Source organism: Qipengyuania sp. L-5Y, from assembly GCF_056859455.1.
This window is the reverse complement of record NZ_JBSXOM010000030.1, coordinates 34,442-48,032: the sequence shown is the minus strand read 5'-3', so window position 1 is coordinate 48,032 and position 13,591 is coordinate 34,442. Positions and strand designations below refer to the sequence as shown.

Annotated in this window: 13 protein-coding genes and 1 tRNA gene; 9 read left to right on the top strand and 5 right to left on the bottom strand. The window is 60.7% G+C overall.

Annotated features, from left to right (window positions below; genetic code table 11):
• The first annotated feature begins 41 nt into the window (after positions 1–41).
• Positions 42–1,043 (top strand): isoaspartyl peptidase/L-asparaginase family protein, encoded by a 1,002-nt coding sequence (locus AC13F2_RS10285; protein WP_482964548.1) that lies wholly within the window; start codon positions 42–44, stop codon positions 1,041–1,043.
• Between the two features lie 46 nt (positions 1,044–1,089).
• On the opposite strand, the gene AC13F2_RS10280 is transcribed toward AC13F2_RS10285, so the two are convergent.
• Entirely contained in the window at positions 1,090–1,983 is an 894-nt protein-coding gene (locus AC13F2_RS10280; protein WP_375247094.1) for a prephenate dehydratase, read from the bottom strand.
• A gap of 136 nt (positions 1,984–2,119) precedes the next feature.
• Between AC13F2_RS10280 and AC13F2_RS10275 the strand changes: the two genes are divergently transcribed.
• Positions 2,120–2,800 (top strand): c-type cytochrome, encoded by a 681-nt coding sequence (locus AC13F2_RS10275; protein ID WP_103024541.1) that lies wholly within the window; start codon positions 2,120–2,122, stop codon positions 2,798–2,800.
• Positions 2,801–2,860: 60 nt separating this feature from the next.
• Here the strand turns inward: AC13F2_RS10275 and AC13F2_RS10270 are convergent, their stop codons facing one another.
• Together AC13F2_RS10270 and AC13F2_RS10265 are read right to left on the bottom strand one after the other, a co-directional pair.
• Positions 2,861–3,520 carry an RlmE family RNA methyltransferase gene (locus AC13F2_RS10270; protein ID WP_482964547.1) on the bottom strand — a complete coding sequence of 220 codons (660 nt, stop codon included), beginning with the start codon at positions 3,518–3,520 and terminating at the stop codon, positions 2,861–2,863.
• On the bottom strand, positions 3,513–4,730 hold the full coding sequence (locus AC13F2_RS10265) for a Ppx/GppA phosphatase family protein (protein WP_482964546.1): 1,218 nt from the start codon (positions 4,728–4,730) through the stop codon (positions 3,513–3,515). Before AC13F2_RS10265 ends, AC13F2_RS10270 begins: the two co-directional genes overlap by 8 nt.
• A 189-nt stretch (positions 4,731–4,919) precedes the next feature.
• Between AC13F2_RS10265 and AC13F2_RS10260 the strand changes: the two genes are divergently transcribed.
• The 7 genes from AC13F2_RS10260 to ftsH all read left to right on the top strand — a co-directional run bounded on the left by AC13F2_RS10260 (position 4,920) and on the right by ftsH (position 11,925).
• Positions 4,920–4,993 (top strand) — tRNA-Gln (locus tag AC13F2_RS10260).
• Positions 4,994–5,059: 66 nt separating this feature from the next.
• The gene (locus AC13F2_RS10255; RefSeq protein WP_482964545.1) at positions 5,060–6,211 is read left to right on the top strand and encodes an acyl-CoA dehydrogenase family protein; all 1,152 of its coding nucleotides are present in this window, start codon (positions 5,060–5,062) and stop codon (positions 6,209–6,211) included.
• A gap of 12 nt (positions 6,212–6,223) precedes the next feature.
• Entirely contained in the window at positions 6,224–7,303 is a 1,080-nt protein-coding gene (locus AC13F2_RS10250) for a CaiB/BaiF CoA transferase family protein (RefSeq protein ID WP_482964544.1), read from the top strand.
• A 25-nt stretch (positions 7,304–7,328) separates the two neighbouring features.
• The gene (locus tag AC13F2_RS10245; RefSeq protein ID WP_482964543.1) at positions 7,329–8,747 is read left to right on the top strand and encodes an aldehyde dehydrogenase family protein; all 1,419 of its coding nucleotides are present in this window, start codon (positions 7,329–7,331) and stop codon (positions 8,745–8,747) included.
• Positions 8,747–9,196 (top strand): MaoC family dehydratase, encoded by a 450-nt coding sequence (locus tag AC13F2_RS10240; protein WP_482964542.1) that lies wholly within the window; start codon positions 8,747–8,749, stop codon positions 9,194–9,196. Before AC13F2_RS10245 ends, AC13F2_RS10240 begins: the two co-directional genes overlap by 1 nt.
• 53 nt (positions 9,197–9,249) lie before the next feature.
• Positions 9,250–9,873 (top strand): exopolysaccharide biosynthesis protein, encoded by a 624-nt coding sequence (locus AC13F2_RS10235; protein ID WP_482964541.1) that lies wholly within the window; start codon positions 9,250–9,252, stop codon positions 9,871–9,873.
• Between the two features lie 93 nt (positions 9,874–9,966).
• A complete protein-coding gene (gene ftsH / locus AC13F2_RS10230) occupies positions 9,967–11,925 on the top strand; it encodes an ATP-dependent zinc metalloprotease FtsH (protein WP_482964540.1) in 1,959 nt (652 codons plus the stop codon).
• A gap of 66 nt (positions 11,926–11,991) precedes the next feature.
• Here ftsH and AC13F2_RS10225 read toward each other — a convergent pair whose 3' ends face one another.
• Positions 11,992–13,065 (bottom strand): DUF3667 domain-containing protein, encoded by a 1,074-nt coding sequence (locus AC13F2_RS10225; protein WP_196847769.1) that lies wholly within the window; start codon positions 13,063–13,065, stop codon positions 11,992–11,994.
• Between the two features lie 108 nt (positions 13,066–13,173).
• Positions 13,174–13,518, bottom strand: coding sequence for a DNA-directed RNA polymerase subunit omega (rpoZ, locus tag AC13F2_RS10220; RefSeq protein WP_103024549.1), 345 nt, complete (start codon positions 13,516–13,518; stop codon positions 13,174–13,176).
• Between the last annotated feature and the right edge of the window lie 73 nt (positions 13,519–13,591).

The following is a 13,591-nucleotide window of genomic DNA, read 5'->3' as shown; positions in this document are numbered from 1 at the left end:
CGAGGGGTTGAGTGGATAACTGCGGCTGCTATCCCATTCCCATGAGTGGATTTTTCGCGCCCCTGGCCCGTTTGCTGGCCACATTTTCAATCGTTCTGTCCATGCCCGCAGCGGCACAGGAAGATGGGCGGTGGTCGATCGCCATCCACGGCGGTGCCGGGACCATCGCGCGCGATAACATGACGCCGGAACAGGATGCAGCCTATCGCGAAGCGCTGCGCAAGGCACTCGACGCCGGCGCCAAGGTCCTACGGGAAGGCGGCACGGCGATGGATGCGATCCAGGCCGCAATTGAGCCTATGGAAGACGATCCGTTATTCAATGCCGGGCGCGGTGCGGTGTTCACCTGGGACGGCGATATCGAGCTGGACGCATCGATTATGGACGGGCGCACACGCGATGCAGGCGCAATCGCCGGGGTGCGCGGGATCAGGCATCCGATCCAGCTTGCGCGAAAGGTGATGACCGACAGCCCCCATGTCATGCTTTCCGGCGAAGGCGCGGAGACATTCGCGGCGGAGCAGGGGATCGAAAACATGCCCAGCGAATGGTTCGAAACCGAGCGCCGGCGGGAATCGCTCGAACGCATGAAGGCAGAAAAGCTTTCGGCGATCGACGTCGACGTCAAGTTCGGCACCGTCGGGGCAGTGGCTCTCGACCAGGATGGCAATATGGCGGCAGGTACGTCGACCGGCGGAATGACCGGTAAGCGCTGGGGTCGCATCGGCGATGCACCCATCATCGGCGCAGGGACCTATGCCGACAATCGCAGCTGTGCAGTGTCTGCGACAGGGTGGGGTGAATTCTTCATACGCGCTGGCGTCGCCCGGATGATTTGCGCGCGTATTGACCTCGGGGGTGAGGACGCGCAACTCGCGGCGGATACGGTCATCGCAGAAGTAGGAGAAATGGGCGGTGACGGCGGCGTCATCGTAGTGGATCGCAGCGGCGACGCGCTATTCTCGATGAATACCAGCGGCATGTACCGCGGTCGTGCGACCAGTGGAGGTTTGTCCGAAGTGGCGATCTACGCCGACGAATGAGGTGTCGCGATTGAAGCGGCGGATTAAAACCGGGTGAAGTCGGTCTCTACCCGCGTTTGCGGACTTGCGCATAGCTGCCGAGCAGTCTGACGCCATTGGTCTGGAAGGCCAGCTCTTCGAGGGCCGCATCGACCCGCGCTTCGCCTGGTGCGCCCTCGATATCTGCGAAGAACTGCGTGGCCGCGAAGCTGGCGCCTTTCTGGTAACTTTCGAGCTTGGTCATGTTCACGCCATTGGTCGCGAAACAACCAAGCGCCTTGTAGAGCGCGGCGGGAATGTTCTTCACTTCGAAAATGAAGGTGGTCATCGCCTGGGCGCCGGCAAGGCTTGCCGGATCCAGTGCATCTTTGGCCAGAACGACAAAGCGGGTCGTGTTGTCGGGAGCATCTTCGACTTCCCGCTCCACGATATCGAGGCCGTAAAGGTCTGCTGCCAATGACGGGGCGATCGCAGCGACATTGGGCTTTCCGCTTTCCGCAACGAAGGCAGCGGCACCTGCCGTGTCAGCATGGCTGAGGCCGACGATCCCGCGGTCTGACAGGAATTTATGAGACTGGCCGAGCGCTTGCGGATGGCTATAGGCGGCCTCGAATGGTCCCTTGCCCAGTGCCATCAGGCAATGCGTTATGCGCATGAAATGTTCTGCCACTATCGACAGGCCACTTTCGGGAAGCAGGAAGTGAATATCGGCCACCCGGCCATGCTGGCTGTTTTCGATCGGGATCATGGCGCAACCCGCTACGCCATTTTCAACCGCGTCCAGCGCATCTTCGAAGCTGAAACAGGGCAGGGGCAGTGCATCGGGTGCAAATTGCATCGCCGCCTGATGCGAATTGGAACCCGGCGCCCCTCCAAAAGCAATCGCCTGTCCGGGCTGCTCCGCCGCAGCGGAGCGCATCGAATCGACAAGGGCGAGGGCAGGTTTGGCGAACTGACGCATGATGTCCGGCGCGTTAAGGCGGCCTTTCTCGCGCATCAAGCGCTATTGCTGCTTGCGCACTTGCGAAAGCCCGCCTTGCACACTAGAGCGGCGCGCAACCATCAGACCAACCGATTTTCGCCGGGTATTTTACGTAATGGATGATCGTTTCAACACCGCCGCGGGCTGGGTCCTCTTTGCAGGGATCGTTGCGCTCGGAGGTTCCATCGTTTCAGGCATGTATTTCACTGCGGATAAGCATGCGCATGTCGAAGAGCCGGGATTTTTCATCGAGGGCGTAGCCGAAGATGGTGGTGCCGATGCCGGGCCCGATCTCGGCACCTTGCTTGCCAGTGCCGATGCGGCAGCCGGCGAAAAGGTTTTTGCGAAGTGCACGGCTTGCCACACCATCGAACAGGGCGGTGCCAATGGCATCGGTCCGAACCTTTACGGCGTCATGGGCGAAACGATCGGCACGGGGCACGGCGGGTTCGCCTTCTCCAGCGCGCTTAGCGATCATGGCGGAACCTGGACTTGGGAAAATATGGATGCCTGGCTGACCAGCCCTCGTGCATTCGCCAACGGCACCAAGATGAGCTTTGCTGGTCTGTCCAAGCCGGAAGATCGCGCCAACGTCATGGAATACCTGGCAGCCAATGGCGGTGCTCCGGCCAAGCCGGCCCCTGTAGCTCCCGAGGCCGACGAAGCTGACGATGCTGTGGACCTTGGCGGCGAAACGCCCACCGATGCGGAAGCCGCGGGCGCGATGGCAGCCGATGAACCGGTTGCGGCGGACAATGCCGCTACGGAGGCTGGCGGGGTCAAGCCGGGCGCATAAGCCCGGAACAGTCTACGGTAAGTAAGGGCCCCGCTTCTGCGGGGCCTTTTCATTTGTGCCTCAGCCCTTGAACCCCTGCGCGATGACATACCATTCGCTCGAGCCTTTCCGGCTTGCCGGGGGCTTGGCATGCTTCACCGTCCTGAAGTGTTTCTTGAGCAGCGTCAGCAGATCATTATCGGTACCGCCAGCCAGAACCTTGGCGAGGAATGTGCCGTTGGGCGCCAGATTTTCGACCGCAAACCAGGCACCGGCTTCGACTAGGCCCATCGTTCGCAGGTGATCCGTCTGTTTGTGGCCGACCGTATTGGCGGCCATGTCGCTCATTACCAGATCGGCCTTGCCGCCCAGGGCTTCTTCCAAGACTGCCGGTGCAGTGTCATCCATGAAATCCATCTGGAAAATGGTAACGCCTTCGATTGGCTCGACCTCCAGCAGATCGATGCCGACCACACGCGCCTTGGGCTTTACCTTGCGCACGACCTGGCTCCATCCGCCCGGCGCAATACCGAGGTCTACGACCCGTTCGATGCCCTTCAGCAAACCGAACTTCTCGTCCAGCTCGATCAGTTTGTAAGCGGCACGGCTACGATAACCTTCGGCCTTGGCCTGTTTGACGTAAGGATCGTTGAGTTGCCGCTGCAGCCACCGGGTCGAACTCGCGGTGCGTTTTTTTGCAGTTCGCACGCGCGTTTCACGGTCTTTTCCTGACCTAGACATCCTGTTCTCGCATTCTTTGCACAGTTGCGCGGCTGCGGTCCCCTTCTACATCGGCGGCGATCAGGCTGCGCAAGATACCCTCGCGAATTCCCCTGTCGGCAACACCGAGTTGCTCTGCCGGCCAGATATCGAGAATGGATTCGAGAATAGCACATCCGGCGATGACCAGATTCGCTCGGTCGTCGCCGATACAAGGCAAGCGTTTGCGGTCCGGGCCGCTCATGCGTGAGAGGCGGTTGGAAATATCGCGCATGGCGATCGACGGAACGATCAGGCCGTCGACCGCGCGGCGGTCGTACTGGGGCAGTTCCAGATGTAGACTGGCAAGGGTGGTAACTGTGCCGCTCGTACCCAAAAGGCGGATCGGCTCGGTCGAACGCGTGTAATCGCGGATGCGTTCGGCGAATTCGGCGAAGCTGCGCCCCACCGTGCGGCGCATGTTCATGTAACGATCGAGCCGCAGGTCGTGCGTCTCGTCCGATCCGTCGACCGTGTCGGTAAGCGACACGACGCCCCAGGGCACGCTCAGCCAGTCGAGGATGCGGGGCACCTTTTCGCCCGGTTGAACCAGTACCAGCTCCGTGGAGCCGCCGCCGATATCGAAGATAATAGCCGGGCCGTTACCTTCTTCCAGCAGGACGTGGCATCCCAGAACCGCGAGCCGGGCCTCTTCCTGGGCTGAGATGATGTCGAGCATGATGCCGGTTTCGCGCTTCACGCGTCTGATGAACGCCGGCCCGTTCGATGCTCTACGGCAGGCTTCCGTCGCTACGGATCGCGCCAGACGAACATTGCGGCGGCGCAGCTTTTCCGCGCAAACGTGCAGCGCGGCCAGAGTGCGCTCCATTGCTTCATCGGAAAGCTTGCCACTTGCGGCGAGACCTTCGCCCAACCTTACGACGCGGCTGAAAGCGTCGATCACGGTGAAATTTTCGCCCGAAGGGCGCGCTATCAGGAGGCGGCAATTGTTGGTCCCAAGATCCAGCGCAGCATAGGCCTGTTTGCGCGGAAGCTGCCCCGTCTGATCGGGCAATTTGGACGTTGGCCGGGATACAAAACCGCCATCGCGGCGCGGCGCATTACGCCTGTCGCCTTGCTTGGCTTCGGGCCGGGAGGGGCGCTTGTAGCGGAAATCGGCTACCTTGCCGGACTTGCCGCCCCGTTGTGTCCCGTGCCCTCTTGTCGTGTCCGGCGGAGAATGATCCGCCATTTCGAGAGCTTTCTTTTTTCCTCCCGCATAAACCACCGTACGCGGGGACTTGACCGAGATGCTAGCGGTGAACAGTTGGCAGGGCAAGGGCACCCGTCTCGCACGGGGTTGACCTTGTTCCGCGACGAAACTAGATGCGCGGCCTCCCGTCCCGGAGCAGCATGCGATTCTTGCTGCCCCCGCGGCTGATGCCCCGTCGTCTAATGGTAAGACTACGGACTCTGACTCCGTCAATTGAGGTTCGAATCCTCACGGGGCATCCATTCTTCCCATCACCGTTGCCAAAGCCGAATTCCCGCGCCAGACAGGTTGCAATGGGAGACGGAGTTTTGAGCGAGACCTTTCCGGAAATCCGCGATGCGGTCCGGCGACTATGTGCGAAGTTTCCAGGCGAGTACTGGCAACAGCTCGACCGTGAGCGCGCCTATCCGACCGAGTTCGTTACTGCGCTGACCGAGGCAGGGTTTCTGTCGGTCCTGATACCGGAAGAATTTGACGGATCCGGCCTCGGCCTGGAAGCGGCATGCGCCGTCTTGGAAGAAATCCATCGTTCAGGCTCGAACGGCGGGGCCTGCCATGCGCAGATGTACACGATGGGTACGCTTCTCAAGCATGGGTCGGAAGAACAGAAGCGCACCTATCTTCCCAAGATCGCGAGCGGGGAATTGCGCTTGCAAGCCTTCGGTGTGACCGAGCCGGGTGCCGGTACCGACACCACCCGTATCTCGACCTTCGCTCGTCGGGAGGGCGACGATTACATCGTCAATGGTCAGAAAATCTGGATCAGCCGCGCCGAGCATTCCGACCTGATGGTGCTGCTATGCCGCACCACCCCGCGTGATGAATGCGCCAAGCCATCCGATGGCATGAGCGTGCTTCTGGTCGATATGCGCGAGGCGGTCGGCAACGGGCTGACCGTGAGGCCCGTGCGGACCATGCTCAATCACGCGACGACGGAGCTGTTCTTCGACGATCTGCGCGTACCAGCCAGCGCGCTGATCGGGGAGGAGGGGAAGGGCTTTCGCTATATCCTTTCCGGCATGAATGCCGAGCGGATCCTTATCGCCAGCGAATGCATTGGCGATGGCCGCTTCTTCATCGACCGCGCTTCGGCTTACGCGAAGGATCGCAATGTCTTCGGCCGCGCGATCGGCGAAAATCAGGGCATCCAGTTCCCTATTGCGCGCGCGTACGTCCAGCTTTCCGCAGCTGCCGAAATGGTGACCAAGGCCGCGCGTATGTTCGACGCGGGGGAAGGTGCTGGTACGGAGGCGAACATGGCCAAGATGCTGGCGAGCGAGGCGAGCTGGTTTGCGGCCGACATGTGCATCCAGACGCATGGCGGCTTCGGCTTCGCCGAGGAATACGATGTCGAGCGCAAGTTTCGCGAGACGCGTTTGTACCAGGTCGCGCCGATCAGCACCAATCTGATCCTGAGCCATGTGGCAACGCATGTGCTGGATCTGCCGAAAAGCTTCTAGGGAGAGAACAATATGCCGAGCAACGGTCCGCTGACCGGCCTCAAGGTCGTCGAATTCCAGGGCATCGGCCCGGGGCCCCACGTCGCGATGATGCTGGCCGACATGGGGGCGGAAGTCGTGCGGATCGAACGGTCCGGCCATCAGCCGATGAATCCCGTCGTCGAACGCGCGCGCCACCGGGTCGCGGTCGATCTGAAGAGCGAGGATGGCCAGGCCTTCGTCAGGACAGCGCTGAAGCACGCCGATGTGCTGATAGAAGGTTTTCGTCCCGGAGTGATGGAGCGGCTCGGTCTCGGACCCGATGATCTGCTCTCGGCAAATCCGGTTCTCATCTACGCCCGTATGACCGGCTGGGGACAGGACGGCCCCTTGGCACAAGCAGCCGGGCATGATCTCAATTACATCGCCATCACCGGCGCACTGGATGGGATCGGCAAGCGCGGAGGACTGCCGGTGCCGCCCCAGAACCTCGTCGGCGATTTCGGCGGCGGTTCGATGTATTGCGCCATGGGTATCCTCGCGGCGTTGTTCGAACGGACCAGCAGCGGCAAGGGTCAGGTTGTTGATGCGGCGATCGTCGATGGCGTCACCAGCTTGATGAGCTTCTTCTACGGCCAACCGCACAGCGCTTTGCGGACGGTCGATCGCGGGGCGGGCCTGCTGGGCGGGGCTGCGCATTTCTACCGTTGTTATACCTGCAAGGACGGGAAGGAAATCAGCGTGGGGGCCATCGAGCCGCAATTCTATGCCGAATTGCTTCAGCGTGCCGATGCGCCCGATCACCTGCGGGAAGCGCAGATGGATCCCTCGAAATGGGACAGCTACGCCGAGGATCTTGCGGATCTGTTCGCCACGAAAACGCAGGACGAATGGTGTGAATTGCTCGAAGGAACCGATGCCTGTTTTGCGCCGGTCGTCCCGCTCGATCACGCGAAAGACCATCCGCATATGAAGGCGCGCGGTGCGTTCGTCGAACATGGCGGGCGCTGGCATACGGCACCTGCGCCGCGTTTCGACCGGACGCCCGCAACCATCCGCGACAGCGTTCAGGATGGCGATGCAGTGGTGGCGCGCTGGTCCGAAGGAGGCTAGTGAACCGCGCAAAGGAGAGATTCCCATGCGCGATTGCACCAAATTCTACATCGATGGCCAATGGGTCGCCCCCGAGGCTGCAAACACCGTCGACGTCGAAAACCCGGCGACCGAAGAAACGATCGGCCAGATCAGCTTCGGCACGAAGGCCGATGTCGACAAGGCCGTGGCGGCAGCGCGCCGTGCGTTCGAAAGCTTCAGCCAGACGAGCAGGGAAGAACGGCTGACGCTGCTGCGCGCGATCCAGGCCGAGATCGAAAGCCGCAAGGAAGAACTCGCCACTGCCGTCAGCGACGAAATGGGCGCCCCGATGAGCCTCGCCAACGGCCCGCATGTGGGCTTGCTGGCCGGCCACTGCCAAAAGGCCATCGAGATTCTCGAAGGCTTCGAGTTTGAACGCCAGGATGGCCCGACGCTTCACGTGTGGGAACCGATCGGCGTCGTCGGCATGATCACTCCGTGGAACTGGCCGCTCAACCAGATCGCCTGCAAGGTCTTCCCGGCGCTTGCGACGGGCAACACCATGATCCTCAAGCCCAGCGAGATTGCACCCTTCAACGCTTACATATTCGCTGAAATCCTCGACGCGGCTGGTGTGCCTGCCGGTGTCTTCAATCTGATCAACGGCGACGGTCCAGGTGTCGGCGAGGCGATCTCGGGTCATCCCGACATCGACATGGTCAGCTTTACCGGCTCGACCCGTGCCGGCGTGCTGATTGCCAAGAACGCGGCCGATACGGTCAAGCGCGTGGCGCAGGAACTGGGTGGCAAGAGCCCGAACATCGTCCTCGATGACGGGGTGTTTGCAAAGTCGGTCGCCAAGGGCACAGTCGCGATGATGGGCAATTCGGGCCAGACCTGTACCGCCCCTTCGCGCATGCTCGTGCCGCACAAGCGCATGGAAGAAGCCAAGGCTGCCGCCAGGGAAGCGGCAGAGGGTGTCATTCCCGGCAATCCCAAGGGGAATGCCGCAATCGGACCGGTGGTCAGCCGTACCCAATGGGACAAGATCCAGGGCCTGATCGAAAAAGGCATCGAGGAAGGCGCGACATTGGTCGCTGGCGGTCCCGGCAAGCCGGAGGGCCTCGAAACAGGTCATTTCGTCAAGCCGACCGTCTTCGCCGATGTCGATAACGACATGACCATCGCTCGCGAAGAAATCTTCGGTCCCGTGCTCTGCATTCTGGGCTACGACGATTACGATGATGCCATTCGCATCGCCAACGATACCGAATACGGCCTCGCCAGCGCGATCACCGGCGAAGATATCGAACTCGCCCGCAGCCTCGCCAAGCGCATCCGTGCCGGGCGGGTCGCGATCAATGGCGGTTACGACATGAACGCGGCCTTCGGCGGTTACAAGAAATCGGGCAATGGCCGCGAATGGGGTGAATGGGGCTTCCACGACTTCCTCGAGGTGAAAGCCGTCATGGGTCACAGCTGATGGCAGGCAGGCACTTCGATGAATGGACGGTCGGCGACAAACTGACGCATGAAATACGGCGCACGGTGACGGAAGCGGACAACCTCTTCTTCACCGTGATGACCCACAATCCCCAGCCACTTCATCTCGATGTGGAAGCGGCCAAGGAGAGTGAATTTGGACAGATCCTCGTCAACGGGACCTATACTTTTTCGCTGATGGTGGGGTTGAGCGTGGGGGATACCACGCTCGGCACGCTGGTCGCCAATCTTGGCTATGACAAGCTGGTCATGCCCAAGCCGGTTTTCATCGGCGACACGCTTCATGCAACCAGCGAAGTCATCGCTCTGCGCGAAAGCAAATCGCGGCCGGACACGGGGATCGTCACCTTCATGCTTGAAGCCGTGAACCAGCGCGGCGAAGTGGTATGCCGCTGCGAACGTTCCGCTTTGCTGAAGAAGGCGGGATGATCCGCGCGTAACCTTTTCGCCGTATGGGCGTTTCGTGTGCGAGGGAGTTGCAGTTGGCGCATCACGAACCATCCAGCGTAACCGAAGTGCTCAGCGAGCTCGACGAGCTTGCTTCGCACGGCGACAAGGTCTGTGTCGCGGATGTTCTGGACGATTTCGGCGAACGCAGCTTCGGTCCCTTCATAATGCTTCCGGCCTTGCTCGAACTTTCGCCGATCGGCGGCATACCGGGACTGCCAACCGCTCTCGCGCTGTTCATCGCGCTGATAGCGGTTCAGCTCCTCATTGGGCGCGACCATGTCTGGATGCCGCAGTTCGTGCAGAATCGGGCGGTCGGCTCCAGGAAACTTCACAAGGCGGTCGGCAAACTTCGCGGTATCGGCAAATTTCTCGACCGGCACAGCGAAGGTCGCCTCGAAATACTGACCGAAGGCATCGCTATCAAACTGGTCGCGATCCTTATCATCGTATTGTGCTGTACGGTGCCCCCACTCGAATTTCTGCCCTTCGCCAGTTCCTTCCCCATGCTCGCCATCGCGGTGTTGGGACTGGCTCTTACCGTGCGGGACGGTGCGCTCGTCCTTGCCGCGCTTGTCTTCACCGCCATTGCGGCCGGAGCGGGCGTTTACATGTTCCTGAATTCTTCGGGCGATGGCGGCGGTCTGCCGTTCCTGTGAACCGTGCTGCGGCACACGTAAAATTGCGGGCACGGGTCAACTTGCCATTCACCTGTGGTATCCTACATACTCGGGAATGAAAGGAACCCGCGAATGAGCGAGCAGAATTCTCCCCCCGAGCCCGAAGGCAACGGACCCAACCCTTGGGTGAAGAGCCTGATGATCTGGGGCGGCATTTTTCTCGCCCTGCTGATGGTCGTCTCGTTCTTTGGTGGCAGCAGCAGCGGCAATGGCACGCAGCTGCTCTATTCCGACTTCCGCGACAAGGTCGCCGAAGGCTCGGTTGCCAATGTGCAGATTTCCGAAACGCAGATCGTGGGTGAAATGAAGAATGGCGAACAGTTTTCGACCATTCCCGTGGCCAACGATACATCGCTGCCGCAGCTGCTCGAAGACAATGGCGTGCGCTATTCGGGTGCGGAAGCCGATAATGGCAATATCCTGCTCTACGCACTGATCCAGATCCTGCCTTTCGTGCTGATCCTCGGTATCGCATTCTTCGCCTTGCGACAGGTCCAGAAGGGCGGCGGCGCTGGCGGCGCGATGGGTTTCGGAAAATCGAAAGCCAAGCTGCTGACGGAACGCCAGGGCAAGGTTACGTTCGACGATGTCGCCGGCATCGATGAAGCCCGCGAAGAGCTCGAAGAAATCGTCGAATTCCTCAAGGATCCGCAGCGCTTCTCCAAACTCGGCGGCCAGATTCCCAAGGGTGCGCTGCTCGTCGGCTCGCCCGGTACCGGTAAGACACTGCTGGCTCGCGCCATTGCGGGCGAGGCGGGCGTGCCGTTCTTTACCATTTCAGGGTCAGACTTCGTCGAAATGTTCGTCGGCGTCGGCGCTAGCCGCGTGCGCGACATGTTCGAACAGGCGAAGAAGAATGCCCCGTGCATCCTCTTTATCGACGAGATCGATGCCGTTGGCCGTTCACGCGGCCATGGGTTGGGCAATTCGAACGACGAGCGCGAGCAGACGCTGAACCAGCTGCTGGTCGAAATGGACGGGTTCGAGGCGAACGAAGGCATCATTATCATTGCCGCCACCAACCGCCCCGATGTGCTCGATCCTGCACTGCTGCGTCCGGGTCGTTTCGACCGTCAGGTCGTGGTGCCGGTGCCGGATATCGACGGACGTGAGAAAATCCTCGCCGTTCATATGAAGAAGCTGCCGCTGGCGCCCGACGTCAATCCTCGCACGATCGCGCGCGGAACACCCGGTTTCTCGGGGGCGGATCTCGCCAACCTGTGTAACGAAGCGGCCTTGCTTGCCGCGCGCCGCAACAAGCGGCTTGTCGCCATGCAGGAATTCGAAGACGCCAAGGACAAGGTCATGATGGGTGCGGAGCGCCGCAGCATGGTCATGACCGAGGATGAGAAGAAGATGACCGCCTATCACGAGGCCGGCCATGCGCTGGTGTCGCTGAACGAGCCGGCATCCGATCCCATCCATAAGGCAACGATCATTCCGCGTGGCCGCGCGCTGGGCATGGTCATGCGTTTGCCTGAACGGGACAGCTATTCCTACCACCGTGACAAGATGCACGCGAACCTGGCGGTCGCTATGGGCGGCCGCGTCGCAGAAGAGATCATCTTCGGTCACGACAAGGTATCGAGCGGTGCCAGCGGCGACATTCAGTACGCCACCGATCTCGCCCGGAATATGGTCACCAAGTGGGGCATGTCCGACAAGCTCGGTCCCCTGCAATACGAACAGAGCCAGGAAGGTTATCTCGGCATGGGACAGACCGCGCGTACCATGGGCGGTGCTGAAACGAACAAGCTGATCGATGCCGAAATCAAGGATCTGGTCGAAAACGGTCTGAAGCGGGCAACGGAAATTCTGACCGATCAGGAAGACAAGCTGCACCTGCTTGCCCAGGCTATGCTCGAATACGAGACTCTGACCGGGGAAGAAATCGATCAGCTGATGAAAGATGGCAAGATCGACCGGCCGGACGAACCCAAGAGCTCCGTCCCGATCAAGCCGCTGGCGGGGGCCGCTGTCCCTAAGGCCGGCAGGAAATTCGGCGGGGGCACTGCGCCGCAAGGTGCCTGAAGGCCGTAGCCAACCCAATCACAAGGGGCGCTCCTCTCGCGAGCGCCCCTTTTTTCTTTCGCGTCGTCAGAATGCGCCGAGGAAGAACACCAGCTGGATGAAGAGGCTGGCAATGATGGTGATGAAGATCAGCAGCAACGCCAGTCGCCAGTAAGCCGAAAAGCGGCTCAGATCATACGCGTGGCGCAATTGCTTGTAGATGTGGATCGGCGGCACGATGAACGCCAGACCTGCCGACAACCACTCGGGCGCCCCGACCTTCACCAGGATCGAAATCACGATGAACAGGAGCGACATGAACGCAATCGAATATGTGACGAAAATCGCGTGGTCATAGGCGCGGAAGCGGCGCTTCCAGAAGAACAGCAGCCAGACGAACGGCAATGACAGCGGGATCAGCAGCCAGCTGAATTTGTAGCTGTTGCTCTGCAGTTTGTAGAGCATCAGGTTCGGGTTATCGTTCCACTTCTTGATCGTCTTGTCGAACCACCCGATGCCGGATTTCCATTGCGTCTGTCCCTTCGCGCCGGCGCCCATAACCGGCAGCGAGTTCAGCGTTGTCACCTGTTCTTCCACTCGGGCCAGATCCGCCTGCGTTTCGGAACGCTCGGGATCGTTGGGCTCCATTGCCGAAAGCTCGGCGCGCAAGTCGGCGCGCTCGCGTTCAAGATTTTCGATTGCGTGCGTGATGTCGCGGCTGGCAGAACCGAATTGCGCCGGGGTAGAAAGTCCGATCCCTGCAATCTGGAAAACCGCGAACATCAGGAAGACGGAGAACAGAAAAAGGCCCATCGGGCTAACGAAGGATGCGCGTTCGCCTTCTATGTAGCGACGGGTAAGCTGGCCGGGCTTTAGCGCCAGCTTTGGCAGGGTCTTCCAGGTTTTGCCTTCGAAGTGCAGGGCGCCATGCAGAAGATCATGCAAGAAGGCGCCCAGCGTCCGGTGCAGATGCGCTTTCTGGCCGCAGGCGTGGCAATAATTGCCCGTCAGCGCTGTTCCGCAATTGAGGCATGCCCCTTCGTCGAAGTGGCCAGCCTGCAGCTCTGCAGCTTCTGGCAGACCCTTGCTTCCGCGGCCCACGGCCTTGGCGAAAAGGCCGCCTTCGACTGCAGTACCGAATGCGTCGCCGAACTCGCTCATATGCCCTCCTGTCCGGTTGCAGGATAAGGCCAGCGCCATCCTTGCTGCAACGCAAAAAGGCCGCCCAGAGGGCGGCCTTTCCACTATTTTTCAGCAAGCCTGCTCGGATCAGCCGTCGTAGTCGGCGCCGATCGAGGTCGAACGGGTCGGTGCCGAAGCGGTGATCCGCAGTGCTTCGGCGGACTGGCTCAGCGAACCCACTTCATCCATCTCGTCATCGTCGTCCGGAAGGATCTTCTGCAGGTTGGTCACTGCAGCTTCGTGCAGTTCCTTCGGCTTGACCGTCTGTTCGGCAATTTCGCGCAGGGCAACGACCGGGTTCTTGTCGCGATCGCGATCGACGGTCATTTCCGCACCACCAGAAATCTCACGCGCCCGCTGGGCAGCCAGCAGGACGAGATCGAAACGGTTGGGGACCTTGTCTACGCAGTCTTCGACAGTAACGCGCGCCATTGGCACTCCGATGCAAATCAAGTGATTCCGGGAAAGTGCGCCACTTAAGCGTTCGGGCCCCGACAGTCAAGGA

Excerpts from the sequence above, each read along its gene's own strand:
- ftsH (WP_482964540.1), top strand. The coding sequence starts at position 9,967 with ATGAGCGAGCAGAATTCTCCCCCCGAGCCCGAAGGCAACGGACCCAAC.
- AC13F2_RS10240 (WP_482964542.1), top strand. The coding sequence starts at position 8,747 with ATGGCAGGCAGGCACTTCGATGAATGGACGGTCGGCGACAAACTGACG.
- AC13F2_RS10250 (WP_482964544.1), top strand. The coding sequence starts at position 6,224 with ATGCCGAGCAACGGTCCGCTGACCGGCCTCAAGGTCGTCGAATTCCAG.
- AC13F2_RS10275 (WP_103024541.1), top strand. The coding sequence starts at position 2,120 with ATGGATGATCGTTTCAACACCGCCGCGGGCTGGGTCCTCTTTGCAGGG.
- AC13F2_RS10285 (WP_482964548.1), top strand. The coding sequence starts at position 42 with ATGAGTGGATTTTTCGCGCCCCTGGCCCGTTTGCTGGCCACATTTTCA.
- AC13F2_RS10280 (WP_375247094.1), bottom strand. The coding sequence starts at position 1,983 with ATGCGTCAGTTCGCCAAACCTGCCCTCGCCCTTGTCGATTCGATGCGC.
- AC13F2_RS10225 (WP_196847769.1), bottom strand. The coding sequence starts at position 13,065 with ATGAGCGAGTTCGGCGACGCATTCGGTACTGCAGTCGAAGGCGGCCTT.
- AC13F2_RS10265 (WP_482964546.1), bottom strand. The coding sequence starts at position 4,730 with ATGGCGGATCATTCTCCGCCGGACACGACAAGAGGGCACGGGACACAA.
- AC13F2_RS10245 (WP_482964543.1), top strand. The coding sequence starts at position 7,329 with ATGCGCGATTGCACCAAATTCTACATCGATGGCCAATGGGTCGCCCCC.
- rpoZ (WP_103024549.1), bottom strand. The coding sequence starts at position 13,518 with ATGGCGCGCGTTACTGTCGAAGACTGCGTAGACAAGGTCCCCAACCGT.
- AC13F2_RS10270 (WP_482964547.1), bottom strand. The coding sequence starts at position 3,520 with ATGTCTAGGTCAGGAAAAGACCGTGAAACGCGCGTGCGAACTGCAAAA.